The 24481-nt window shown below is 40.1% G+C and carries 23 protein-coding genes, 1 pseudogene and 1 riboswitch; of the genes and pseudogenes, 8 read left to right on the forward strand and 16 right to left on the reverse strand.

Annotated features, from left to right (window positions below):
* Nucleotides 1–2: 2 nt before the first annotated feature.
* Nucleotides 3–158 (forward strand): hypothetical protein, encoded by a 156-nt coding sequence (locus CTER_RS06880; protein WP_242834940.1) that lies wholly within the window; start codon nucleotides 3–5, stop codon nucleotides 156–158.
* Between the two features lie 310 nt (nucleotides 159–468).
* On the opposite strand, the gene CTER_RS29040 is transcribed toward CTER_RS06880, so the two are convergent.
* Nucleotides 469–591, reverse strand: a complete 123-nt coding sequence (locus tag CTER_RS29040; protein ID WP_278245902.1) for a hypothetical protein — start codon at nucleotides 589–591, stop codon at nucleotides 469–471.
* A 162-nt stretch (nucleotides 592–753) separates the two neighbouring features.
* On the opposite strand from CTER_RS29040, the gene CTER_RS06885 reads away from it, so the two are divergent.
* Nucleotides 754–1116, forward strand: a complete 363-nt coding sequence (locus CTER_RS06885; RefSeq protein WP_004624576.1) for a helix-turn-helix domain-containing protein — start codon at nucleotides 754–756, stop codon at nucleotides 1114–1116.
* Nucleotides 1117–1168: 52 nt separating this feature from the next.
* Here CTER_RS06885 and CTER_RS06890 read toward each other — a convergent pair whose 3' ends face one another.
* Nucleotides 1169–1783, reverse strand: coding sequence for a DUF2812 domain-containing protein (locus CTER_RS06890; protein WP_004624625.1), 615 nt, complete (start codon nucleotides 1781–1783; stop codon nucleotides 1169–1171).
* An 11-nt stretch (nucleotides 1784–1794) separates the two neighbouring features.
* On the reverse strand, nucleotides 1795–2112 hold the full coding sequence (locus CTER_RS06895) for a PadR family transcriptional regulator (RefSeq protein WP_004624679.1): 318 nt from the start codon (nucleotides 2110–2112) through the stop codon (nucleotides 1795–1797).
* 182 nt (nucleotides 2113–2294) lie between these two features.
* Here CTER_RS06895 and CTER_RS06900 point away from each other — a divergent pair, with 182 nt between their 5' ends.
* Nucleotides 2295–2663: a hypothetical protein gene (locus CTER_RS06900; RefSeq protein ID WP_040760484.1), complete on the forward strand. Its 369-nt coding sequence runs from the start codon at nucleotides 2295–2297 to the stop codon at nucleotides 2661–2663.
* On the opposite strand, the pseudogene CTER_RS29240 reads toward CTER_RS06900, so the two are convergent.
* Nucleotides 2660–3082, reverse strand: a pseudogene (locus CTER_RS29240) (PIN domain-containing protein). The gene CTER_RS06900 and the pseudogene CTER_RS29240 sit on opposite strands and share 4 nt — an antisense overlap.
* Nucleotides 3083–3256: 174 nt before the next feature.
* Complete coding sequence (locus tag CTER_RS06905; RefSeq protein WP_004624583.1) at nucleotides 3257–4909, reverse strand: methyl-accepting chemotaxis protein; 1653 nt, start codon at nucleotides 4907–4909, stop codon at nucleotides 3257–3259.
* 259 nt (nucleotides 4910–5168) lie between these two features.
* Between CTER_RS06905 and CTER_RS06910 the strand changes: the two genes are divergently transcribed.
* The 3 genes from CTER_RS06910 (at nucleotide 5169) to crcB (ending at nucleotide 7211) form a co-directional block, all read left to right on the forward strand.
* Nucleotides 5169–5639 (forward strand): RNA polymerase sigma factor, encoded by a 471-nt coding sequence (locus CTER_RS06910; RefSeq protein WP_004624689.1) that lies wholly within the window; start codon nucleotides 5169–5171, stop codon nucleotides 5637–5639.
* 2 nt (nucleotides 5640–5641) lie between these two features.
* Nucleotides 5642–6673, forward strand: a complete 1032-nt coding sequence (locus CTER_RS06915) for a DUF4179 domain-containing protein (protein WP_004624694.1) — start codon at nucleotides 5642–5644, stop codon at nucleotides 6671–6673.
* Nucleotides 6674–6731: 58 nt separating this feature from the next.
* A riboswitch (Fluoride riboswitch) is annotated at nucleotides 6732–6791 on the forward strand.
* Between the two features lie 45 nt (nucleotides 6792–6836).
* Nucleotides 6837–7211 carry a fluoride efflux transporter CrcB gene (gene crcB, locus CTER_RS06920; RefSeq protein ID WP_004624640.1) on the forward strand — a complete coding sequence of 125 codons (375 nt, stop codon included), beginning with the start codon at nucleotides 6837–6839 and terminating at the stop codon, nucleotides 7209–7211.
* A gap of 222 nt (nucleotides 7212–7433) precedes the next feature.
* Here the strand turns inward: crcB and CTER_RS06925 are convergent, their stop codons facing one another.
* Nucleotides 7434–8297 (reverse strand): AraC family transcriptional regulator, encoded by an 864-nt coding sequence (locus CTER_RS06925; RefSeq protein WP_004624552.1) that lies wholly within the window; start codon nucleotides 8295–8297, stop codon nucleotides 7434–7436.
* Nucleotides 8298–8648: 351 nt separating this feature from the next.
* On the opposite strand from CTER_RS06925, the gene CTER_RS06930 reads away from it, so the two are divergent.
* Nucleotides 8649–10676, forward strand: a complete 2028-nt coding sequence (locus tag CTER_RS06930) for a thioredoxin domain-containing protein (RefSeq protein WP_004624595.1) — start codon at nucleotides 8649–8651, stop codon at nucleotides 10674–10676.
* Between the two features lie 191 nt (nucleotides 10677–10867).
* On the opposite strand, the gene CTER_RS06935 is transcribed toward CTER_RS06930, so the two are convergent.
* Nucleotides 10868–12658 (reverse strand): phosphoenolpyruvate carboxykinase (GTP), encoded by a 1791-nt coding sequence (locus tag CTER_RS06935; protein ID WP_004624631.1) that lies wholly within the window; start codon nucleotides 12656–12658, stop codon nucleotides 10868–10870.
* Nucleotides 12659–13258: 600 nt separating this feature from the next.
* On the opposite strand from CTER_RS06935, the gene CTER_RS06940 reads away from it, so the two are divergent.
* Nucleotides 13259–14368, forward strand: coding sequence for a hypothetical protein (locus CTER_RS06940; RefSeq protein ID WP_004624549.1), 1110 nt, complete (start codon nucleotides 13259–13261; stop codon nucleotides 14366–14368).
* Nucleotides 14369–14446: 78 nt separating this feature from the next.
* Here CTER_RS06940 and CTER_RS06945 read toward each other — a convergent pair whose 3' ends face one another.
* From CTER_RS06945 to CTER_RS06985, 9 genes are all read right to left on the reverse strand, one after another.
* On the reverse strand, nucleotides 14447–15877 hold the full coding sequence (locus CTER_RS06945) for an NCS2 family permease (RefSeq protein ID WP_004624650.1): 1431 nt from the start codon (nucleotides 15875–15877) through the stop codon (nucleotides 14447–14449).
* 189 nt (nucleotides 15878–16066) lie between these two features.
* Entirely contained in the window at nucleotides 16067–16840 is a 774-nt protein-coding gene (locus CTER_RS06950) for an AAC(3) family N-acetyltransferase (RefSeq protein WP_004624596.1), read from the reverse strand.
* A complete protein-coding gene (locus CTER_RS06955; protein ID WP_040760507.1) occupies nucleotides 16830–17543 on the reverse strand; it encodes an N-acetylmannosamine-6-phosphate 2-epimerase in 714 nt (237 codons plus the stop codon). The genes CTER_RS06950 and CTER_RS06955 overlap by 11 nt, the downstream gene beginning before the upstream one ends.
* 136 nt (nucleotides 17544–17679) lie before the next feature.
* Complete coding sequence (locus CTER_RS06960) at nucleotides 17680–18639, reverse strand: GNAT family N-acetyltransferase (RefSeq protein WP_004624645.1); 960 nt, start codon at nucleotides 18637–18639, stop codon at nucleotides 17680–17682.
* Nucleotides 18640–18645: 6 nt separating this feature from the next.
* The gene (locus CTER_RS06965; protein ID WP_200859446.1) at nucleotides 18646–20043 is read right to left on the reverse strand and encodes an FAD-dependent oxidoreductase; all 1398 of its coding nucleotides are present in this window, start codon (nucleotides 20041–20043) and stop codon (nucleotides 18646–18648) included.
* Nucleotides 20031–21263 (reverse strand): alpha amylase family protein, encoded by a 1233-nt coding sequence (locus CTER_RS06970; protein WP_004624627.1) that lies wholly within the window; start codon nucleotides 21261–21263, stop codon nucleotides 20031–20033. The genes CTER_RS06965 and CTER_RS06970 overlap by 13 nt, the downstream gene beginning before the upstream one ends.
* A 15-nt stretch (nucleotides 21264–21278) precedes the next feature.
* Nucleotides 21279–22139 (reverse strand): carbohydrate ABC transporter permease, encoded by an 861-nt coding sequence (locus CTER_RS06975; RefSeq protein WP_004624703.1) that lies wholly within the window; start codon nucleotides 22137–22139, stop codon nucleotides 21279–21281.
* Nucleotides 22132–23037, reverse strand: coding sequence for a carbohydrate ABC transporter permease (locus tag CTER_RS06980; RefSeq protein ID WP_242834941.1), 906 nt, complete (start codon nucleotides 23035–23037; stop codon nucleotides 22132–22134). Before CTER_RS06980 ends, CTER_RS06975 begins: the two co-directional genes overlap by 8 nt.
* A gap of 64 nt (nucleotides 23038–23101) precedes the next feature.
* Nucleotides 23102–24442, reverse strand: coding sequence for an ABC transporter substrate-binding protein (locus CTER_RS06985; protein ID WP_004624634.1), 1341 nt, complete (start codon nucleotides 24440–24442; stop codon nucleotides 23102–23104).
* Between the last annotated feature and the right edge of the window lie 39 nt (nucleotides 24443–24481).

Below are 24481 nucleotides of genomic sequence, written 5' to 3' on the forward strand. Positions count from 1 at the left end.
GTTTGATTGATAAGCCATCTAAAGCGTGGCTTGACGACAAAAAAGGCAATGAAAAATTACTCTCTATAATTGAGCAGGCAGACAAAGAATGTGGAAGTTGTGGTTGTGAATTTGACCCTCTTTATAAAAAAGCGTTAGAATTGTTGCGAACAAAATGAGATTCTTACTATTAAATCATCATTTCTGAATGTCTCCTTGATATAAAACCCCCTGTTTTCTAAGGCCTTTCTCCAGGTTTTATAACTGTGTTCCAACTCTTTTGTTCACCCAAGGAAATATCCAGATATTCTCTTATAGCATTAACTATCGAAATTATGACCCACTGCACCAGGCTTCGTTAATTGTTTTCTTAAAGGATTTACGCCATTACACAGTTCATAAAGATTTTCCTGTTGTACTTTTGCCTTCCCGAGCTGTCTGTTAGAGAAGAGAGTAACTTATTGAATTCTGCTTCCAGAAAAGTTCTTCTTAATTTTTTCCTTTTTTATATTGTTTCAAAAGATATACAATTCCATAAATCATCAAAAAACTGCTTAATATTACCACTATCCCAAGCTGTTCTTCAAAACTCATGCCCGTGAATATCAACATTTCCACCTCTTCCTTCGTGAAAATACACATAAACAGTATAAAAAAATGTACATCAAAAGTCAAGGTTTATAGTCCATATTATATTATTTATGGACTATAGGCATTTGCACGTATGATAATGGACATAATATATTCTTCTAGTGGGTAGTAGGAGGTGACATATTGGAGGGCAGCAACATTGGAAAAATTATAGGTGACAGAATAAGACTTTTAAGAACGGAAAAGGGATTGAGCATTGAAGAACTTGCATTTAAAGCCGGAATAGATAATTCCCACTTAGGAAAATTGGAGAGAGGGAAAAGAAATGCTTCTTTGGTTGTAATTGAAAAAATAGCTGTTGCTCTGGAAGTTAGTTTTGAAGAATTGTTCAGAGGGATATTACCACTAAATACCGATAAGGACACTATCACTTTTTCTCTTATAATAAATAAGGTTGCAACACTGAATATACAGGAGCAAAAAGAGGTATTAGCCATTGTAAATTCACTATTCCACTTGATGAAAAAGCCTGATGCCTTTTCTTAAAAGGTGTCAGGCCTGTTTTATCCGGATTAATCCCAAATTATTATTATAATTTTCATTCAACATTTGTCTTTCTATAATGCTTTTCCGCTTTAATTGCAAAAGCAAGATACAATACCATGAGTACGGGAAGAAAGAGCCAGACCCCCCCTCTCATTACCGCAAAAGGTGTTTCAAATAAGAATGCTTTCCAAAAATATACCCCAGTCCTTTCCCATAGTCCCGGCGTATAATACAATTCCCTGGGATTCAGAAATGCAGTAATATTAATGGCTTTGGTCAATATCAATGCAATAAAAATCGGAAAATAGGATATTGCAGTGGTTAGCCACATGTTTGATAATCTTTTATATCGAGCCGCTTTTGAAGGGGTATCTGAAAAAATATCAGTATCACCATTCTCATTTACTCTTTTAAAGTATTGTGTTCCCGAATATTTACTGCCTGATATATGTTCCCATCCACTGTCCCTGAAAAGTGCAAGATAATCTTCAAAATCCCTATTATTTTTAAAAGTACGATAATCTATTTTAATAATAGTATTATTGGGAGCAATCTTATAAAACTTATATCCATAAGATTTTTTACACAATTCCCATCCCTGTATTAACATCTGATTCAACCATTTTTCTTCCTTTTCAAAGTCTATATAAAATCTGAATTTTTTCATTACACTCCTCCTTACTCCTGTCTCAAAACGTTTTTGGTAACCTCTATCATATATTTCATTCTTTCAAAATCATGGTGTAATACCTTTTTTCCTTCATCCGAAATAACATAAATCTTGCGTCGGCTGTCATCACTCTGTACAGGTTGTATAAACCTTAATTTTAACAGGTTTTCAATCGCTCCATATAAGGTTCCTGCAGCCATCCTTACCTCTCCATTGCTTAATTCTTCAACTTTCTGCATGATCAGATACCCATGCGCAGGTTGAAGCAACGCCAAAAGAATATAATATACTGTTTCTGTAAGAGGCAAATTCTTATCTCTTTTCACCTGTTCACCAATCCCCTTCTATACAGTTGAACTATATACTTATAATATACAGTTTAACTGTATATGTCAATATTAAAGCAGCAAATTTTTAAATGTTTTTATTAACAAAGATTCCCTATGATTTATGACGTATATATGGTTTATCCGCACTTCTGGACAGGTGCGATAATGAGACGGCTGTGATGATTAAGAATGTTGCAGGATATATTCTCATTCCCGGCTATCACAACGTTGTTGTTCACAAGTATGGTGTCTTGGCTTTGCCCGACAGAAAGTACTATTCCATGGGATGGGATAGTAGATTGCTGGGATACGTCGGAATAGAAGGAATATTTACACGAGGCGCTTTGTTGTTACAGCGTATGGAGTTAATGGCTCATTTCCCTGTCGCCGTTGTACATCGGTGGTCTATTGATGCCATCACATTCAGAACAGGCAGTGGTATATATTTCTTCACTGTGTCCTCCATCTTTCTGCATTTGAGCGTCTTTTCTCACAGCCCCAAATTTATAATGTTATGTTTGATTAATATACATCGGATTGAATGTTAAAATCTCCAGTCTTCAACTTCCATGAACCTCTCAAGGTCCATACATTTCAAATTGAAGTGTTCACAGATATTTGGAATTTTAGCTCCGTGTGGCTTGTTAGCTTCATTAGTTACTACGGTTCCGCCAATTATCTTTGCCTTTGCTATAACGAAAGGGTCAGCAACAGGTTTACCACTTAGAAGATTCTTTCAAGATATGATAACCTGGAAGTGTTCAATCCTAAATATTTCTTGAACAAATTGCATTTCCTCCAAGGTCGGTATTGTGAATAATTCGGTATTCTGTTTTGCCCATTGGTTGATTCTTTTCTCTTTGTTATGGTGCCCGTCAATCTCATTCCTTACTTCTCGAACCGATACAACTTGTCCGCTTTCAACGAATTGATAGAACCTCTTCCAAAGAGTAGGAAATCGGTATATATAACTACAAAGATAAGATTATCTTACCATATATTTCAAATTAAGTCTCATATCGAAAATAGTTATATTTTTCTGCAAATAAATAAGCCCAAACATATATGTTCAGGCTTTTTATAATAAATATCAATTAACCGCTTTTACCGCTGACATCACACATACTCTTCCAATTCAATCCTAGACTCTGAAGCTTGCTACCACCTCATTAAGCTGTTTTGAAAGTTCAATCAGCATATTCATGTTTGCCGCCACTTCCTGGAAGGAAGCTGTCTGTTCCTGTACTGCTGCAGCAACATCCTGGGTATTCCCGGAATTTTTTTCGACAACCACTGAAATCCTGTTGGCTGATTCGTTGATTATATTGAAATTGGTATGGATTTTACTGTTAATGCTTTGAATATCTTTTGCACATTCATATGTAACATTTGACTTTTCAGAAATTTCATTAAGTTTGAACTTTACATCATTCATGCTCTTTGCCTGGCTGTCTATGGTTTCCACCATTTCATCCATGTGTTTCTTGACCTCTGATGTCTTCCCTGCAATATTTTGAATAATATCAACAATTCTTACAGTGGACTTTGCAGTCTCCTCTGCAAGCTTCCTGATCTCCTCAGCTACCACCGAAAAGCCCCGCCCCGCCTCCCCCGCTCTTGCTGCTTCTATGGATGCATTCAGAGCAAGCAGATTGGTTTGCTGTGAAATATTATTAATAATATCAAGTATATCCCGTATGTCAAAAGAGTATTTCTCCAGGTGATTTACAGTATCCGAAACTTTTTTTGTGCTGCCTACCACTGCCTCAAGCTCTTTCACATGCCTTTGGATAGCGTCATTCCCCTCACCAGCAGCCTTGCTGGACATACCGGATTCCTCCAGCAGTCTCACCGCGTTGCTTATTACCTGCTGGATATCGCTGCTCATGCCGTTGACAAGACCTGTCATGGTCTTCACCATTTCCGATTGCTCAACACTGCCTGCCGATACATCCGATACTGCACCGGCAATCATCTCGGTAGATTTTGCCAGCTCGTCACTGGTTCCCGATATGGCATCAATTGAGTGTGTCAATGTGACTGAAGATTTTGAGATAAGGACTACAATATCCTTAATGCTTGCAATAAATTTATTGAAATAGTCGGTCAGAATACCGATTTCATCATTATTATTCGATTGTATAACTTTTGTCAGATCTCCATTTCCTGACGCAATGTCTTTCAAATCCTCGGAAATCATTTTGATCGGCCGGACGATCCCCCTTCTGATAACTATAAACGAGAACACCGCTAAAATCAGAGAGATAAGCAAGAATACACCGCTTAACATCTTCGCCATCACGACCTTACCCTGGGCAATTTCAGAATACCTGGTAACCATTACATCTATTTGCTGTACATAATTGGTTACATCTGCATCAACAGTTTTTAACAACTCACTTTCATGATTTTCCGCAATACTTGTATACGCAGGCTTGAAAATGAGATCCCATTTGTTTTGGATATCCTGTAACTGCACAATAATCTCTTCTGCCGTCGGTGCCTTCAGACCTGTTTCCGCATCTCCTTTTTGAAGTGAAACTAATAGATTATCAAAATACTGAACTCTTTCAAGCAGCAGCTTGTTATCCTCTGTACCCGATTTATTATTTAAAACAATATGTGAAGATAAATATGCCATTCTAAAACTATTTGCTCTCAATCTGCCGGCCTGGTTTACAAAGTTGGCGTCACTGTCCATTGATTTGTAAGTGAAGAAGTTAATCCCTACAACTGCAATGATAAGTATTGAAAACGTTGAAAATATTATACTAAGTTTTGTTTTTATGGTCATTTGGCATGTCTCCTTTTCATGTTTTTATAAAAAACATTTGATTGATAATATTTAACCAAATAATGATATCGTAAACAGTTTTTTTACAAATTTCGATCTTTTTTGCTTAAATAAATCACCTTTACCTCCTTCACGTAAAATTTATGATACACTTTCCATAAATATTTAATTTACTCAGAACCGAACTGCTTGTATTTGAATCTAATTGGTGAATGACGTAATTCAGCTGAAAGCAGTCGGAAGGGAGAAAGCATAATTAATGGATAAGAATACATTTACAGAAGAGGTACGGAAGTCGGAAGCAACACTCTACCGTGTATCCAAATCAATTCTGCAAAATGATAAAGACTGTGAGGATGCAGTACAGGAGGCCATTCTGAATGCCTACCGTAAATTGTCCTCTTTAAAAAAAGAAGCATTTTTCAAGACATGGCTGGTGAGAATTTTAATTAATGAATGTTATAAAATCAGCCGTATTCGTAAGAAAAATGTATCTTATGAAGAATACATAAGTCCTGAAGCAATAGCTGCACCTGAAAGCTATTCCGAGTTGTATTTGAGTATTATAAATCTTGACGAGGATTTGAGAACCCTGGTGATTTTGTATTACATTGAAGGCTTCAGTGTCGCGGAAACAGCAAATATTTTAAAAATGCAAGAAGGTACAGTGAAAAGCAGACTTTCAAGAGCAAGAGCTTGTTTAAGAAAATGGTTGGAGGAGGTATATTAACCATGTATAAAAAGGATTGGAAACAGGAATTCCCGGTTGTTCCGCAAGGATTTCATAACAGGGTGGAAAATACATTGGCAGAAATCTCTATTGAGAAGAATGTAAGATTATCAAGAAGAGGCTTTGCTGTAATTGTATTAGCGGCGGTATTAACCTTTGGAAGTATAACAGCTTTGGCAGCAGGGTATTTTCAATGGAATCAGAAATTGGCCGAAATATTTGGTGCTGATAAAATACAGCAGAATAATTTGATCGAAAAGGGAGTGACAGAGCAAGCTAAATCCTCGGTAACCGATAATGGCCTTACTATTAGCCTGGTGCAAACCTTGCAGGATAAGAGCTATTTTTATGCTTTACTGGAGGTCGTAGCACCAAAAGACATAAAGTTAACTGATACAAATTTATTCGAAGAGTGGCAGTTTGATGTCTCGGGCCAAAAAGATTATTCTTACAGCACAGGTCACGGGTTTATGGATGTTATTCAGGAACCTGAAATAACAAATAAAAGATATTATGAAATCTGGATTAAAAAAAGTATAGATTTCAACGAGAAGAACTTCACTCTTCACTTTAAGAATCTACAGGCTGACGCAGGAAAACTTGATATGTACACTATTTTGAAAGGGGATTGGACACTGACCTGGAAAATGTCATATAAGGATTCTGCGGAATCCTTCGACATTAACAAAAAATATAATTTATCGGGTTATGACGTATTGGTGAAAAGGGTTGAGATAACACCCCTGTCAATGACAATTTACTTTGACGGAGAAGATATAAAATCTATGGAAAAAGCAGAAAAGGTTGACTTAGATAAATTGGAATCCCTAAAACCAATATTTTTTAAAGGTGTAAAATATAAAGACGGAACAATTGTATCCATATCAGGCGGTCCCGGAGGAGAAGGGTTCAATAATGCCACGGGAGAATACAAATTAAGTACCTCCTTCAATAAAGTTATTGATACCGAAAAATTGAAAGGAGTCTTGTTTGGGGCAGATAACTCAGAAATAGAATTAACTGATAAAAATTGATTACAAAATAAAAATTATTGTAGATTTTGAGTTGAATACGGGCTGAATACAAGGTATAATAAATTCAGGTGATGGAGTTCACCTTTAAATGCATTGAGCTAATGACTCCTACTTTAATAAAAAGTAGGGGTCTTTTTATTTTTCAGAAAGGGTGATACTTGAAATGCAAAAATTACTTTATGTTGGTATTGGAGGATTCATAGGTTCTTGTTTAAGATACCTTGTATCCTTGTATTCCCCCAAACTATTTGGTACTCAATTACCTTACGGAACTTTAATAGTCAATGTGGTTGGAGGGATTTTAATAGGCTTTATTATAGATTTTAGTATAAAGTCCGGCATAATATCTCCAAATTTAAGATTATTTCTTACAACAGGAATAATGGGAGGATTTACAACATTCTCTACCTTCAGCTATGAAACAATTAATCTTCTTAACGAGGGCAGTTATTTATTAGGTACTTTAAACATAGGCTTAAATTTATTTTTGAGCCTTGGAGGGGTGTTATTAGGTAAGTTTATTGTACAAATGATATGATGCAGGACAAGCCAATATTCCTGAGTATCGCTACAGTACTTGTCACTGGTGGCAAACCGGTTACTATAACCAAATAAAAAAGCAAGGCTTTTTACCTTGCTAATGCTTAACTAGTTGCTCTGTGTCCATTATGCTGTGATCTTATGCTATTCTTAATAATTCTCTAAGGAGCAACAGTAAACATAAAATTGTGCCGAATAAATGATTTATGGTCTTTTGTTGTCATCGCTTACGAACAGGAATCCAAACTTCACTATAGGCGAAATTTATTTTATTTTTATCCATTTTAGTAAAAGAAAAAGAAGGGGCATTGATTACTTCATAATCGGAAGAAGTAAGCCATTCTGAATATATTTTTGCCATTGTATCTTGTAACGTAGAAGGAAATGGCCCTTGGTTTGGAAATACAGCCCAGATATAGGCTTCAACCGGCACCACTTCCAATAGATCACTTACTTGACTTTCAGTCGTTAAAACACCTATCAGATGAGTTAAATCTCCTTCTTCTTTTAAGAAATTAGCGTCGGCCTCATAAGAAGCATTGACAATCTCATAAGGCTCAATATTTTGAAGGGAATGCATTTCTATTTTTTGTTCATCCGTTATGCTTTGTGCAAGCTTCACAATCTCGTTATTCACTCCTTCAAATTGTATAGGGACACGATTGCTTACACCGACTAAATTAAACGCTGGTTTATCTTCAATTCTAAATTCCATATTAATTCCTCCCTTAACGGTTATTATGAATGAAAGTTTGGGAAATGATTTACTTATGCCTTTTTTTATTACATCCGAGGGTAAAAACCCACTCCACTTTTTAAATGCTCGAGTAAAGCCGTCCATTGACTGATAACCATATTTTAAAGCGACATCCGTTACTTTTTCTCCATGTAATAAATCCATACTTGCTTCCGACAATTTTCTATTTTTGACATATTCGCTAAGCGTCAACCCTGAAAGATAAAAAAATATCTGTCTGAAATGATAGTCAGAAACTCCAGCATATTCAGAAATTATTTCAAGAGATAGATCATCCGTTAGATGCTCTTCAATATATTCAATCACATGATTTAATTCATTTAACATAATCCCCATCCTTTCATATACATAATACCAAAGTAAATTTTACGGTGCTCGACTTTTTCAACACAAAAAATATCGAATTTTTATATAAATATATAACTTCTCTTTTGAATCTTCCATGATGTGAGACCATAAAATTAATATACACATTTTATAGTCTATTTCATGCAGCAGTTATAGACCGATATGGGGTTAACCGGAACATTGTTGCTGAGGAATCTCCTAATTAAATATAGGGCATTACGGAAATCAGATTTGGATAGGATAAATACAAAAGATTGTTATTTAGGCTATAGTAATCTCTTTTATTTAGGGAATAATATTTAAAAATACAATATAAAAGAAGGTGATAAAATGACTAACAAAAATGTTGTACCCAATAGATTGATAAACGAAAAATCCCCCTACCTCCTCCAACACGCCCACAACCCCGTGGACTGGTACCCCTGGGGACCGGAAGCCTTTGGACGGGCAGTCAGCGAAGACAAGCCAATATTCCTGAGTATCGGCTACAGCACTTGTCACTGGTGCCATGTTATGGAGCATGAATCTTTCGAAGATGAGGAAGTTGCACATATTCTCAATAAGCACTTCATTTGCATCAAGGTCGACCGTGAGGAACGTCCGGACATAGACAGCATATATATGTCTGTGTGCCAGTCACTCACCGGCCATGGCGGATGGCCCCTGACAGTGTTCCTCACTCCCGACCGGCATCCGTTTTTTGCCGGCACATATTACCCTAAAGGCGACAGTAGCGGTATGATGGGTTTGCTGAGTCTGCTCCGGGCAGTTCAGCAGGCATGGCAGGACAAACGGGAAACTCTGCTGGACTCGGCACGTGAAATCCTTGCCTATCAAAAAACGGAGAAGGATTCAGCTGGCGGTGAGCTCACAGAAGCTGTGATGCATGACGCCTTCTCTCACCTGAAGTACAGCTTTGACAGCATGTACGGAGGTTTCGGCAGGTCGCCGAAGTTTCCGACACCCCACAACCTGCTGTTCCTGCTGAGGTACTGGTATAACAACAAGGAGCCATATGCCCTGGAAATAGTTGAAAAAACACTCCACTCGATGAAAAACGGCGGAATATACGATCATATCGGCTACGGCTTCAGCAGATACTCAACCGACAAGAAGTGGCTGGTGCCCCATTTCGAAAAAATGCTGTATGATAATGCACTTCTTGCCCTGGCATATGGCGAAACATACAGTGCTACAGGCAAAACACAGTATTCCGAAACCGCCGTTCAAATACTGGATTACATTTTAAGGGATATGACCTCTCCCGAAGGTGGCTTCTATTCAGCAGAAGATGCCGATTCGGAAGGAGTGGAAGGAAAATTTTATGTGTGGTCGGCAGAGGAAGTAACAGAAGTTTTGGGTGCTCTGGCTGCTAAAGAATACTGCAAACTATACGATATCAGTCCCCGGGGTAACTTTGAGGGAATGAACATTCCAAACCTGATAGAAACAGAGCAGCTACCCGAGGATAAAAGAGCCTTTGTTGAGGACTGCCGCCAAAAGCTGTTCGCCCATAGAGAGAAACGCATACACCCTTACAAGGATGACAAAATACTTACCTCCTGGAATGGACTGATGATGGCGGCAATGGCCTATTGCGGCAGAATCCTCAATCAGGAGAAATATATTTCTGCGGCCCGGAAATGTGCGGATTTCATCCTTGGGAAGCTTGTAAGATATGACGGCAGGCTCCTTGCCAGGTACCGCGACCGAGAAGCCGCATTTAATGCCTACCTTGAGGATTATGCTTTCCTGGTCTGGGGACTGCTGGAATTATATGAAGCCACCCATGATGTTCAATATCTTAGACAGGCCTTAAAATTAAACGGCAATATGCTGGAGTTATTCAGTGACACTACCGGCGCAGGACTTTTCCTTTATGGACATGACTCGGAGGAACTTATAACCCGCCCGAAGGAAAGCTACGACGGCGCCATACCTTCGGGCAATTCAGCCGCAGCTATGAACCTCCTCCGTCTGGCAAGACTGACAGGGAGGCATGAGCTGGAAGACAGGGCAAAAGAAATCCTGAATTTCTTCGGCAATGATATTGAAGCCTCCCCCACAGGTCACTGTTACATGCTCTGCGCCTATTTGTATTCCATATCCGGGAATGCTTCGGAGGTTGTAATAGTGGGTAATAAGAGCGGTGAAATGGTTAAGACTTATGACAGCCATTACAACCCGTTTTCTGTTTCCATTTCAAATATAACCCCCGAGCTTGTAAGCCTTATTCCGTACGTTTCGGAATATGGAGAACAGGATGGAAAAACTGCCGCATATGTGTGCAGGAACTTCGCCTGCTCCGCACCGGTTACCGATATTGCGGCCCTGTCGGAATTGATGTCATCCCCATAATCCATAAGAAAATTTTAATTTTAAAATTTATAATGCTGCCTGGATAAATAGTTTCATAATATTGGGCAATAAATAGAAAAGCTGGATTATCCCCTGTAATCCGACAGCTTGCACCCACGCCGGGCACACCGTTAAAAGGCAGACAGCGGAAATCGCTGTCTGCCTTTATTAAAACAATATATTATTTCAAATTATGCTTTCAATCTAGCTTCGAGAGCTTTTAACTGATTTGCCAATTCAGCAGGCAACTTGCTGCCGTATTTAGCATAGTGCTCCTTGATTGATTCAACTTCCTGGAGCCATTCGGACTTGTTGACCTTGAGAAGCTCAGCCATATCCGCAGCCGATACGTCAAGACCTGCAGTATCGATAGCATCTTCAGTAGGCATATAACCAATTTCAGTCTTAACAGCTTTTCCTTCTCCGGATACTCTTTCGCAGATCCACTTGAGAACACGGCTGTTTTCACCGTAACCAGGCCATAACCACTTGCCGTTCTGATCCTTACGGAACCAGTTAACATAGAATATCTTCGGAAGTTTGTCTTCGCTTGTAGCAGCTCCAACATCCAACCAGTGCTGCAAGTAATCGCATACATTGTATCCGATGAACGGAAGCATTGCAAATGGATCACGACGAACCTGACCGATCTTGTCGGAGATGGCAGCAGCAGTGATTTCCGAACCCATGATTGAACCGAGGAACACACCGTGCTTCCAGTCAAAGCTTTCATGAACCAATGGAATAGTGCTTGGACGGCGTCCACCGATCAATATGGCTGAAATCGGTACTCCAGCAGGATCTTCCCACTCAGGAGCTATAACAGGGCACTGTGAAGCAGGAGCTGTGAAACGTGCATTTGGATGAGCAGCAGGAGTTTCTGAACCTGGAGCCCAGTCCTTACCCTTCCAGTCAATCAAGTGAGCCGGAGCATCCACTCCCATGCCTTCCCACCATATATCTCCATCATCGGTTACACCAACGTTAGTGAATATGGTGTTCTTTTCGATGCTGTGCATAGCATTCGGATTTGAATCCAGTGAAGTTCCGGGAGCAACTCCGAAGAAACCTGCTTCAGGATTGATAGCATACAATCTGCCATCCTTTCCGAACTTCATCCAGGCTATATCATCACCGATTGTTTCAACTTTCCAGCCTGGAACTGTAGGAACCAGCATAGCCAGGTTGGTTTTTCCGCATGCACTTGGGAAAGCACCGCAAATATATTTAACATTTCCTTTAGGATCTGTAAGCTTTAAGATAAGCATATGTTCTGCAAGCCAGCCTTCTTCACGAGCGATAGCTGATGCTATACGAAGGGCGAAACACTTCTTGCCGAGAAGAGCATTTCCGCCGTAACCTGAACCATAGGACCAGATTGTTCTTTCTTCTGGGAAATGACTGATGTATTTCTTTTCGATTGGAGCACATGGCCATTTAGTATCCTTTTCGCCTTCAGCCAGAGGAGCACCTACTGAATGCAAGCAAGGAACGAATTCTCCGTCACCGAGTACATCCAATACTTTCTTACCTATGCGGGTCATGATACGCATGTTGGTTACAACATAAGCGCTGTCAGTGATCTCGACACCGATTTTTGAAATTGTTGAGCCTATAGGACCCATTGAGAAAGGAATTACATACATTGTTCTTCCCTTCATACAACCCTTGTATAAACCCTTCATGGTTTCCTTCAACTCATTGGGGTCAACCCAGTTGTTAGTTGGACCTGCTTCTTCCTTAGTCTTTGAAGCAATATATGTTCTGTCCTCAACACGAGCAACGTCAGATGGATCACTATTGAAAGAGTAACATCCCGGACGCTTTGCTGGATTTAACGGCTTAGCCAATCCAACATTAACCAATTCCTGAATGAGACGATCATTTTCTTCCTGAGAACCGTCACACCAATAAATCTGATCTGGTTGACACATGTCAGCCATTTCTTTTACCCACGCTTGCAACTTCTTGTTCGTAGTCATCATAATTCTCCCTTCAATTTATAAAATATACTGCTGTAAATGAGTAGTATTCTTGTATGTCTTGTGGAAATTAGATTTTACATGCTCAAAAAAAATTTTCCTTCTTATTCTGCACGATTGTATCTAAAAATATTAACTCCATAATATTTTTCTCAAGCCATGAACAATTTACTATTCAGTATAATTGAACCATAAATCGAAATTTTAAAGAAAATGTTTTTCGGAACTGGTTCAAATTAGTAAGCAATAGATTTAGTTAATTTTTTCACTAACAATCTTAACATAGTAAACCATAAATTTCAACATCTGTTTTGTTAACTAAACGAAAATTTTCGTTTTGATTATGCAATTTGAAATTAATAGAATTTCATGTTTTTATTTTCATACAGTCAACTTCCGTTGGTCCAATATACATTTCCCGCTCTTTGTGTACAGGGTTTATGGTCCATATTTATTTGTTTGCAATTTAGTACAATAAATTAATACATTGAAAAAACCGAATGGTGCAGGCGGATAAAATTGCACATACCATTTCTTAGCATTATTCACACCTGCTGCATACACTATAGTGAAGTGCATTAATGGAAAGGTGGAATAATTTTGGCTGCAAAATTCTTAAATTACTATGCCAGTGCAAATACGGCGCGTGGTTTTGTAACATACTTTGAGGACAATCTCATAGGGATTGACAAGATCTTTATATTAAAGGGCGGCTCTGATGATATTAAATCCTTACTCATGGTAAATATAGCGATCAACTGGTTCATAAAGGGCTATGATGTTGAACTGATTCACAGTGCTTCTGATGAAGAAGAGGTTGAAGCAGTTATTATTCCCGCCTTGGGTATGGCAGTTGTCAATGGAGATGTACAGCACATAGAACAAACCAGATCCTGCAGTTCTGCCGGTGAGATAGTTGAATTAAAACCGGATGAAACCTCCAGAGGTCCGGCAACTCCGGAAGAGTTGATCGCCTCGCTGATTAAAAATGTCCAGGAGCTCTATAAAATGGCCTACAAACAACTTCAAAGCGCTCTCAGGATACATGACGGCTGGGAAAAAATATACCTGGATAACGTAGATTTCGGGAAGCTGGATGAAATTGCAGATGCTGCAATTAAAAACTTTTTAAGTGATATGTCCATGAAAAAGGAAGGCATTGTCAGAAACCGTTTCCTCGGCGGCGCCACCGCAAAAGGCGCTGTTGACTTTGTAATGGATCTGACAAGGGATTTAGGCAAAAGATACTTCTTAAAAGGCCGTCCCGGATCAGGGAAGTCCACATTGCTCAGGAAAATAGCAGATGCTGCACAGAAAAGAGGTTTTGATGTTGAGGTATATCACTGCGCTTTGGATCCCCAAAGCCTGGATATGGTCATCATAAGGGAACTGGATATTGCTGTTTTAGACAGTACTTCTCCTCATGAATATTTCCCTTCCAGGGACGGTGATGAACAGATAGATCTCTACAGACTGGCCATAGCTCCCGGAACAGACGAGAAATACAGGGATGAGCTTGAGTCTATAATAGGCAAGTATAAGGAAGCCATCAGTTCAGGAGTTTCTTTCCTGGCAAAGGCAAAGGAGCTTCAAAATCAAATAAAAACAATCCTGGGGGACAAATTCACCCTGGAGTCAATGGATAAAATGTACCTGGATCTGGTGGATAAATTAAACGCTTATGTCAACGACCTGATCGACAAAACATAGAAGTGCATAAAAAAGAAGTGCATAAAAAAATGGGCGGTCTGAGACAGCCCATTTTGAATGTCAGTATGTTTTTACAGCTTAAAGCTTCATAAGTGCACCGATTATAAAATTAAGTACAAACAGACAGGTTACCACATATAGTATGGGATGAACCTCCCTTGCCTTACCCTTGCAGATTTTCATAATTACATAGAATATGAAGCCTACTGCAATACCGTTTGAAATGCTGTAGGAGAAAGGCATTACCACAGCTGTAAAGAAAGCGGCCAGTGCTTCGTCAAAGTTCTCCCATTTTATTTTGGCAAAGGAACCCATCATCAAAACACCAACAACGATTAATGCGGGTGCAGTTGCCGCACCCGGAATAATCCCGGCTACAGGAGCAAACACCAGACATATTGCAAACAGGATTGCAGTAAACACCGAGGTCAATCCGGTCCTGCCGCCGGCTCCGATTCCTGCGGCACTCTCTACATAGGTTGTCGTATTTGAGGTACCCAGCAGTGCACCTATGGAAGTTGCCGTAGCATCCGCAAAAAGCGCCTTGTCCATCTTGGATCTGAAGCCTTTTCCTGCAAACAGTTCAGCTTCATCCTTATCGTCAAATATACCGCTCTTTCTGCCTGTTCCTATAAATGTTCCGATAGTGTCAAAAGTGTCGGACAAGCTGAAGGCAAGTATGGTTACCAATACGACCGCTATTTTCCCAGGTTCGCTGAACAGACCTGCAAAGTCAAGCGCAAAAGCGGTTTGGGATATGTCTGAAATTTTATATGGAGTAGCGGTAGACAATGTTGTAACGTGCATGGGAATACCAATGATGGTACTGGATAAAATTCCTATGAGTATGGCGCTCTTTACCTTCAAAAGCATGAGCACAACTGTTATTACAAGTCCTATCAATGCCAGCTGGGCAACAGGGCTTGTAAAATTAACGAGCGCAGGAACTACATTTGCGCCGCCGGCTACAACTGTAGCTGAGTCTGCATTTTCGCCAAGTATGGTCAAGGGAGCACCGGGTTTTGCTTCAGAAGTAAACTTCAGGAAACCTGCGTCCTTAAACCCTATGTATGCGATAAAAAGTCCGATACCTCCGCTGATGGCCAATTGAAGAGTTTCTGGAATTGCTTTGATAATTGATTTTCTTACCTGTGTTACAGTAATTAAAATATTAATAATACCGCATATGAATACCATAGCCAGCGCCTGCTGCCAGTTGTATCCAAGTCCGAAACACACCGTAAATGTAAAGAAGGCATTCAAGCCCATACCTGGAGCCTGTGCATAGGGGACGTTGGCAAACAACCCCATAACCAGTGTACCTATGACAGCTGCGAGTATTGTAGCAACATATACTCCGCCCTTCGGAATACCTGTTTGTCCCAGGATCGAAGGATTTACAAAGATAATGTACGCCATTGTAAAGAAAGTAGTTAAACCGGCTACGAACTCAGTCTTTACATTTGTTCCGCTTTCCTTCAGCCGGAACTGTTTTTCAAAAAAACTCATATTAGCTCTCCTCCTGTACTTTCTCCTCACTTTTATATTAACCATTCCATATTTGATTATTCAATCAATGCTGAAAGAAAATAAAGTGGGGATAGACCTTTAGTCTCATAAAACACAGGAAATATTTTATCACATTCTGTTATATTGGCAAGCTTTTAGTCAATATTAAATAAAAAAATCTGTTTAAATTCATGCCTTGATTAAAAACAGTTTATTTTTCTTAAGCAAATCTATTGTAAAAGTAAACATCCTTCCGGCATCAATATACCGGACCTCAGCATTACCGATTTGTTTCATTTTCATAATACCCGTTTCCAGGTATAAGGCATCAAGTTTATTAAAGTCGGTTTCAGGTTTTTCCCAGTTGTGAAGTCTGTTCTCAATCCTTATTTTTTCTCCGGCATAGTCTGCAACATATGCTACCGTCACATCCGTCTGGAGATGGTACGGCACTTGAGCCAGCTCTTCACAGGAATGTATTGAAGTATTGCTTTCCTGATCGACACCGATAAGAAGTATATGGCCGTTATTTATGGCATTGAGAAAATACGGGCTTCTCATGTCACAAGGGGAACCGGAAAATTGATGTCCGCATGTAACATAATCCTTTTCATGTCCTATGGCTGAAACAGAGTGGGTAGGATGAAGCGATCTTTTTGCCTCCTTCAGCTTTCTTACAGTTTCGGGTATTATTCCCGTCCAGCAGGGAGTCTCCAAAACATTGAATACCGGCGGACATTTTGACGAATCTTCTCGTTTGCCGGTTAAGGTAGGTACAATCAGCGTCCCTTCGGCTCCAATAATATCAAGGATGGAATTAATTACACTTAATGCCCCTCCTTCAACATAGCCCAGACTCTTCAGGGAACTATGCACTATCAGCATATCCCCTCTCTTTACTCCCAGATCGGTTAATTCCCTCATTAAAACATTTTGGGTCATACTATTACTGTTATTGTTCATTAATTAATGCACTTCTTTCATATTTTTCAAGAGCTTCCACAAAAGATTTTGTAATCAGCTGGGGCCGCGTGATTGCAGCACCGATAACAGCACTGTAAGCTCCGTTTTTAAAGCAGTTAACCAGCTGCTCATTTGTAAAAATTCTGCCTTCTGCTATTACCGGTATTGATATTTTTGAACTTAATTCATATATCAGTTCATAATCAGGTTCATCAATCTGGCGGCTGTGGGGTGTATATCCCGACATGGTCGTTGAGACGATATCACAGCCTTTTTCGGTAGCGGCAATGCCCTCTTCCAGGGTTGAGATATCGGCCATTGCAATTTTTCCGGCGGCTTTTATTTCCTTTATTATGTTTTCAAGGGTTTCTCCGCCGGGCCTTACCCTGTGTGTTGCATCAAATGCTATGATATCTGCCGCAGAATTAATAAGTTTCCTCACTTCCACCAGTGTTGGAGTTATGTAAATGTCTGAATCCGGATAATCCTGCTTTATAATCCCTATTATGGGCAGATCGACATGCTTCCTTATTTCGTTGATATCTTCTGCGGTGTTGGCCCGGATGCCAACAGCCCCTCCCATGCTTGCGGCCAGTGCCATTCTCCCCATTATCATGGAGCTGTGGAGAGGCTCATCCTCCAAAGCCTGACAGGATACAATCAATCCATTTTTTATTGCGTTAAATATATCTTGTTTATTCATAAATACTCCCTCGTATTCAGGAATGACCATAGACATTCCTTAATTGGTTTATACCCTCCACCTGTCGGGGTGGTGGACATCTGTCGCCTCGTTATGTTAAAACAGCTATGTGCAGAATACATCCTTGTATTGGCTGCTATCCTTGCCTTAATTTATATGCACCCCTGTACGTTCTTAAAGGGTTAAAACCGAACTGGCCGTAAAAATCCTTTAATATTGTCCAATCAATAATTACATTTTTTGCTCCGCGCTTTTGAAGCAATCTTAAAGAGTCGTTAAGTATTCTGTTTCCCAGCCCTTTACCACGGATGTCTTCACTGATTCCGACAGGTCCGAGGCTTCCCCAATTTTCACCCCGGGAAGCAGCCAAATCATCTTTTCCCTCACTGATAAATATTTTGCAGAAACCCACTATTTCCTTCTTCTTCCATAATGTAAGAACATTCCTCACATCTCCGCCCTGCTCCAGATAATCAAACACCTCTGTTTTCCATCTGCCCGGAAAAGTTTTATCAAAAAAACCGCTTAACTTGTCTTTATGCTCTGCCGCCATCTCGCAGGTACGATAGTCCTCAGACTTATTCATATCAATTTTCAAATCATCAAAGTTAATCCTTGAGATATCCGCCGACAAATCATAATGCTCATCATTATTTAATGTGAAGCCTCTTCCGGCAAAAAAGCCCAATGACTGTGAGGAAGGATCGGGAATGCCTGAAAAGAAATTCTCAAACTCTCCTCCGATAATTATTTTTTCTGTTCCATACCGGTAAAGTTCTTTCTCTGCCCGCTGGAACAATTCTTTCCCAAATCCCCGGTTCCGGTATTTTCCGTCAACCACCAGCGAACTGATCCAGGCGCAGTTATCATATTCCGCAAGTGCTCCCCTGTTGACCTTGCTGACTATGAATCCGGCAAGCCTGCCATTGTCCAGCAATAAAAAGGAACCCTCATAAAACGTGTCTCTATCATTAAATATTTTATTCCGTATCATTTTACTTGTAACATGATACGCCTGCTTAAAATTTTCATTCCATAACTTCACTATAGCATCAGCATATTTTTCATCGAGCAACGTTATATTAATAAAAAACACCTCACCTCATAAACTCTTTTCCAGCATTTTTTCCCTGACTATTTTCCCGTCAAGTTCTCCAACGGTTATACCTTCTTTTGAACAGTATGCTGCCGCAATACCCGCGGCCTCGCCTGTTGCCCTGCAGGTGGCCTGTATTCTCACCGAAGACTGGGCCACAAAACTTGAAGAAATACATCTGCCCCCAACCAGTAAATTATCTATCTCCCCGGTTACAAGGCACCGGAAAGGGATTTCAAAATACTCGCCCTTTTGAAATGGCCTGATATCAAGTTTCTTTTCATCTATAAGACCGTGTATATCCACAGGATACGCAGTTCGTGCAATAGCGTCATCAAATTTTGCCCGGTTGTTATAATCCTCTTCCGTCAACACATATTTCCCTTGGATCCTTCTGGATTCCCTTATCCCCGGCACAGATGCCACCGACAGGATATAGCTGTTTTTAAAGCCTTCAATATATTTCTTTAAAAATGTGTAAAGGCGGCTTATCATTTTTTTCCCTGTGACGGCAATACCGGTAATTGAGTCAGGATCAAGCGTATTATATATTCCCGGTATTTCCGGGCAGTTAAAGGATACTACTCCCGGCATTCCAGGAACAGAAAAGGCTTGAAAATACCTGCCGTCGTCATAGGTCAGCACACCGTCCTCAACCGCTTTTTGAAATATTCCTGTCAACGGCCTTGGAGAATCCCATACAGAGGATATTTCCAGAAACGGATACTCCAGCACCATCGGTTCACCTATACGTTTCATATGCTCCTGAACCCCGGGGATATCTACATTTCCAACCATAAAGCGAAGCGAAGAGGCCTGGTTCTGATGCATTATTTCATCCCCGGTCAGGCAGGGTACTCCTGCCGAGTGTGCAACAACGGCATCTCCTGAACAATCAATTATTACTTTTCCTTTTACTGCCTGAAGGCTGCCCTTGTTGTAAATCACCAGACCCTTGATGGTACTGTTTTCTACAATGACATCTATGAACTGTGTGTCGTAAAGCAGCCGGCCGCCCCGTTCCATATAAATATCTTCAGCTGTAAACTTAAGCATTTCTGGATTAAACCAGCCATCATTCCCATAGGGGTCGGCGGCACCATATTGCTGTTCCAGGAGGCGTTTCTTTACCAGTTTATTAATATAAGAAAGCTCAGCCTCCTCCGGTATTCCGGGACTCATCATGGGAGTTACCTGTCCTCCGGTAGCCGTACCCCCAAGGAATATATTCTTCTCAATCAACAGTGTCCGGGCTCCCTCGGTCACCGCTGCAATGGCTGCAATACAGCCGGCGGTACCTCCGCCTACAACTATAACGTCGTACTGGTATTCACTGATCTCACATATATTTGAATAAAGGTATTTTTCCACAACAAATCTCCCTTCAGAGCTTATCTTTTGCACTGTGCCCACCAGTCATAGCCATCCACATAGCACAGATCAAAAAGCATACAGCCCCCGGATTTTTCGAAGCACATATCGATTGCTTTGCCGAATGTTTCAGACTCATTTTCATACTGCTGCAGAAACAGGCTTCCCACGTAGGGCACCGCATCGCCTACCACCTTCCGCACCATATCTCCTGAGCCTTCGACGCTGTACCAGTAATCAGGCCTGCCTTTATCAAGAGCCTCCCTGACAGTCACATCGGTATAGTAAAATCCCGACAGCAAGGTATCGATATATTCGGCATACCCGGTGTCAGCATAGCTCTTATCAACCCAGGGATATTCCTCCGGAACATATTCCTCACTTGCCCAGTTAGCCCCCACAAGATAATAAAGGGGGTACCAGGAACCTGTATAATCTGCGAATTGAACATTTTTCCCCGACTCTTTTATCATTGTCCGGACCTGCTTTATAAAAGTCTTTATGATGCCGGCCCTGAAGGTAACCCACTGACCAAACAAAGGTCCATAAACAACCTTGAGGTTCCTGTCCTTTTGATTTTCCCGAGGAGCCTCAAGCTCATAAATATCTTCAGGCCAGTTCGGTATTTTCTTGCCGATAAATTCTTCAAACCTGCCTTTTGTATAATTGCTGAAATCGGAACCCAGGCCTACGAATCTTACCCTGTCCAGTACTACTCCGTCTATGTCATAGTTTGTGACCAGTTCCTTTAATATGCTGAGCTCATAGTTCCTTACTTCCTCCATGACCGGATTTACAAATACTTCGCTGAAATCGTCAATTGAGCCTGCAGTTCTTATATTGTTCAATTCTGCGATGGGTTGAATCTCAGGTTTTCCGTTTTCATTTATTCCATACATTCCTGTCTGCCACTCGGTATTTATAAAGCCTGGTGACAGCCTGTGCTGCTGTTTGACCCTGCCTTCGGCAAAAACATCAATACCGGCATACAGCTTCAAACCTTCGGCATGTGCCGTATCTATATAGGTCTTCAAATAGTCGGTATATTCAAAATCCTTGTCAAACCGGTTGTAGTGAGGGACAAAAGAGCTTTTATATATGCAGAAGCCAGTGGTGTCTTTTGCACTCAGTATAATGGAACCTATACCGGCTTCCCTGCATTTTTTTATAATACCTTTAAAATATTCTTTATCTATTATCCGCTGCTTATTGGCTTCAATCTCAACCCATATGTAATAATTGTAATTAACCATTCAACTGTCCACCCTTTATCCTTTAATTGCTCCTGAAACAGCATTGATGTAATTCTTTTGGAATAACAAAAATACTATAATTACAGGAATTATTGAAATTACAGTTCCTGCCGCAATGTATCCGAATTTGTAATTGAACTGTCCATTCAGATATTTCAGAGCTGTTGCAAGAGGGTATTTTTGCGGATCCTGCAGTATAACTATCGGCCAAAGAAAAGCGTTCCATTTTGATATGAAGTCAAATATTACAAGTGTTGAAATAGCAGGCATTACTCCGGGCAGCATTATTTTGTACCAGGTCCTTACTTCCGAGGCACCATCTATTTTTGATGCTTCTATGAGTTCTTTCGGAATACCTAAATATGCCTGCCTGAGAAGGATGATACTAAATACCGATACAGCACCCGGTATAATTACTCCCCAATAGCTGTCAATCAAATGTATTCTCTGCACCTGCAGATAGTTAACTACCAGGCCTGCTGCAGCCGGTAAAATCATTGTGCTGGTAAGAACTCCGAAAACAATACCCTTGCCTTTAAAATTCATACAGGCCAACGGATAAGCACAGAGGGCAGCAAGGATAATATCAAGCAGCGTTCCTACTACCGTAATAAAAGTTGTATTATAGAGAATGCGGGGCAGATTCATAAAGTCGATAACCCCTATGTAGTTAGAAAGTGTCGGATGGGTAGTAAACAACGTCATATCATATATGTTTTCCCCCGCTCTGAAGGTTGTACTCAGGAGCCATAAAAAGGGTCCTGCAAAAAGCAAAGCTATGAGAATCAAGGCTACATACAGCAATATAGTAGAGACGGCTTTTTTCATCTGCTTTTTTGCTCTCAGATTATAGGCTGCTTCAAATTCCTTATTCATTGTTATTCATCCCTCCTCTCCTGCCATATATAAATACAAATGTGCTCAATGCCAGTATAACTATTGATACCAATACACCAACCGCTGCAGAATATCCAAAATCAAAATCTATAAAGGCTTTTCGGTAAGAATAGAGATTGGCAACCATTGTTGCATTATCAGGGCCTCCATCATCCTTCATTGCAAAAACCACATCAAATACACTTACAGCGGAAATAACCGACATTAAGCTGCAAAACCATACATATGGCTTTAAAAGAGGTATTTTTATTTTAATAAAGGTCTTAAATCTGCTTGCTCCATCTATAATTGCAGCTTCTTCCATTTCGGGCGACAGCGACTGAAGTCCCGCCAGATATAACATCATATAATATCCAAGTCCCTGCCATATCGTTATAAACATAAGTGTGAACAGTGCCAGATTGGCATCCCCAAGCCACAGAACAGGATCCTTCATTAGCCCGACATTAATCAGGATACTATTGAGTATGCCGCTTTCTTCAAATATCCAATTCCATATAATGGAAACAGCAATCATTGAGGTGACAACAGGAATATAAAAAAGTACCCTGAAGAAACTCATACCGGGCAGCTTTCTATTGACCAGAGATGCAAGCATTATGGATAATACCTGGATTATAGGAACAACTAAGACAAACATTACCGAATGTTTTATGGCTATCCAGAAATCATCACTATGTACGGCTTTTGAGAAATTGTCCCAACCAACATAATTTACTACAGGATTGACACCGGAGTAATCAGTAAATGCTAAAGGTATGCTGTAGATGATAGGATAAACTACAAATAGTGCTATAATTACCAGTGCAGGTGCCATAAATGCATATGCAACAAAGTTCTCCCTAATTTTTCTTTTTAATACACCGTTCATCATCATTCAAATCCCCTTTTAAAATTTTCATGCAGGCAGAGCAAATCTGCCTGCATGAAATCAATTTGCTTTATTTATCTGCAGCAAGTAAATCATTAACCTTCTTTTCTGCTTCATCAAGAGCTTTTTTGGGATCTCCGCCATGCACTGTAACTGACTGCTGTGCCTTCTTAAGTGCATCATATATGTCTAATTGCTTTGTTACTGCAAGAGTCATATCTGCTGTCTTTGGAAGTTCATCAGCAACGATTGAAATAGCTTTCTTTTCAATCGTGCTTGTATCTGATTTAAAGTATGGATCCTGTGAAGCTTTTGTAGTTGATGGGAATATTGATACTGTCTTGCTGAATGCCAGCTGATTGTCATCATTTGTTATAAATGCAGCGAAATCAATGGCTTCGGTATGATGCTTGCTGAGCTGTGTGACAACCAGATTCATAACTGAATTGTTGATTATTCCTGCTTTACCAACCATTGCTTCTGTTACTTCGGTATTTTTATATATATTTGGCGCTTCATCCTTAACTCTGTTAATGGACTGCGCACCGGAATTAATCATAGCAAGCTTGCCTGTATTGTACTGTTGAAGCATTTTTTCCCATTGTCCCCAATTGTCTTTTGGAATGATGCCATCTTTAGCCGCTTTTTGGTATTTAGTAAGTAGCTCAAGGGCTTCAGGAGTGTTGAAAGCAGCTTTGCTCTTATCATCGCTTAAGATATTAATGCCTTCGAGCCAGAGTATTCTTCTGAATTCGTCAGGAATATAAAGGTAAGCACCTGTTTTCTCCTTCATTTGTTTTGCCATTGACAGCATTTCATCCAATGTTTTAGGAGTGCTGGTCAGACCCGCTTTGGCAAATAAATCCTTATTATAGATCATAACCTCCGGAGCACCATACCAGGGAAATGCATATGTAGCATCCGCTAAGCTTGCAGATTTAAATAAAGTCTGGATGTAAACGCTCTTCTGTTCGGCTGTTGCTTCCTTTTCAAGGTCTACGAGAATACCTTTTCCAGCAAGGGTCAATGCCATTTCTGTGTTTAAATTAACAACATCAGGTGCATTTCCGCCTGCTGCGGCTGTTATCAGTTTGTTCTGTATTGCATCATAAGGCAGGTCTGTCCACTTAACAGTAACATTTTTATGATCATTCTGGTATGTTTCAATCAGCTTGTTAAAGAAATCAGTGAATGTAGGCTGAAGTGAAATAGTCCAGAACTGCAGATTAACCGGTTCCTGACTTACCGAAGAATCAGCTGCTGCAGTTGAGGATGCAGCTGCTGTTGATGCGGCCGTATCTGAAGATTTAGTATCTGTTGCTGATGATCCGCACCCTGCAACAATTCCTGCCATCATGCATACTGCCAAAACCAGTACAAGTATGCTTCTTAATCGACTTGCTTTTACCATGACGAATTCCTCCTAATATTTTGTTTTTTTATATCATGC

The sequence above is a fragment of the Ruminiclostridium cellobioparum subsp. termitidis CT1112 genome (assembly GCF_000350485.1).
GTDB lineage: Bacteria > Bacillota > Clostridia > Acetivibrionales > DSM-1351 > Ruminiclostridium > Ruminiclostridium termitidis.

Coding starts and splice junctions, on each gene's coding strand:
- CTER_RS29040 (WP_278245902.1), bottom strand. CDS start 591: ATGTTGATATTCACGGGCATGAGTTTTGAAGAACAGCTTGGGATAGTG.
- CTER_RS06985 (WP_004624634.1), bottom strand. CDS start 24,442: ATGGTAAAAGCAAGTCGATTAAGAAGCATACTTGTACTGGTTTTGGCA.
- CTER_RS06970 (WP_004624627.1), bottom strand. CDS start 21,263: ATGGTTAATTACAATTATTACATATGGGTTGAGATTGAAGCCAATAAG.
- CTER_RS06975 (WP_004624703.1), bottom strand. CDS start 22,139: ATGAATAAGGAATTTGAAGCAGCCTATAATCTGAGAGCAAAAAAGCAG.
- CTER_RS06945 (WP_004624650.1), bottom strand. CDS start 15,877: ATGAGTTTTTTTGAAAAACAGTTCCGGCTGAAGGAAAGCGGAACAAAT.
- CTER_RS06980 (WP_242834941.1), bottom strand. CDS start 23,037: ATGATGATGAACGGTGTATTAAAAAGAAAAATTAGGGAGAACTTTGTT.
- CTER_RS06930 (WP_004624595.1), top strand. CDS start 8,649: ATGACTAACAAAAATGTTGTACCCAATAGATTGATAAACGAAAAATCC.
- CTER_RS06890 (WP_004624625.1), bottom strand. CDS start 1,783: ATGAAAAAATTCAGATTTTATATAGACTTTGAAAAGGAAGAAAAATGG.
- CTER_RS06900 (WP_040760484.1), top strand. CDS start 2,295: ATGATTAAGAATGTTGCAGGATATATTCTCATTCCCGGCTATCACAAC.
- CTER_RS06955 (WP_040760507.1), bottom strand. CDS start 17,543: ATGAATAAACAAGATATATTTAACGCAATAAAAAATGGATTGATTGTA.
- CTER_RS06935 (WP_004624631.1), bottom strand. CDS start 12,658: ATGACTACGAACAAGAAGTTGCAAGCGTGGGTAAAAGAAATGGCTGAC.
- CTER_RS06950 (WP_004624596.1), bottom strand. CDS start 16,840: ATGAACAATAACAGTAATAGTATGACCCAAAATGTTTTAATGAGGGAA.
- CTER_RS06925 (WP_004624552.1), bottom strand. CDS start 8,297: ATGTTAAATGAATTAAATCATGTGATTGAATATATTGAAGAGCATCTA.
- CTER_RS06915 (WP_004624694.1), top strand. CDS start 5,642: ATGTATAAAAAGGATTGGAAACAGGAATTCCCGGTTGTTCCGCAAGGA.
- crcB (WP_004624640.1), top strand. CDS start 6,837: ATGCAAAAATTACTTTATGTTGGTATTGGAGGATTCATAGGTTCTTGT.
- CTER_RS06910 (WP_004624689.1), top strand. CDS start 5,169: ATGGATAAGAATACATTTACAGAAGAGGTACGGAAGTCGGAAGCAACA.
- CTER_RS06905 (WP_004624583.1), bottom strand. CDS start 4,909: ATGACCATAAAAACAAAACTTAGTATAATATTTTCAACGTTTTCAATA.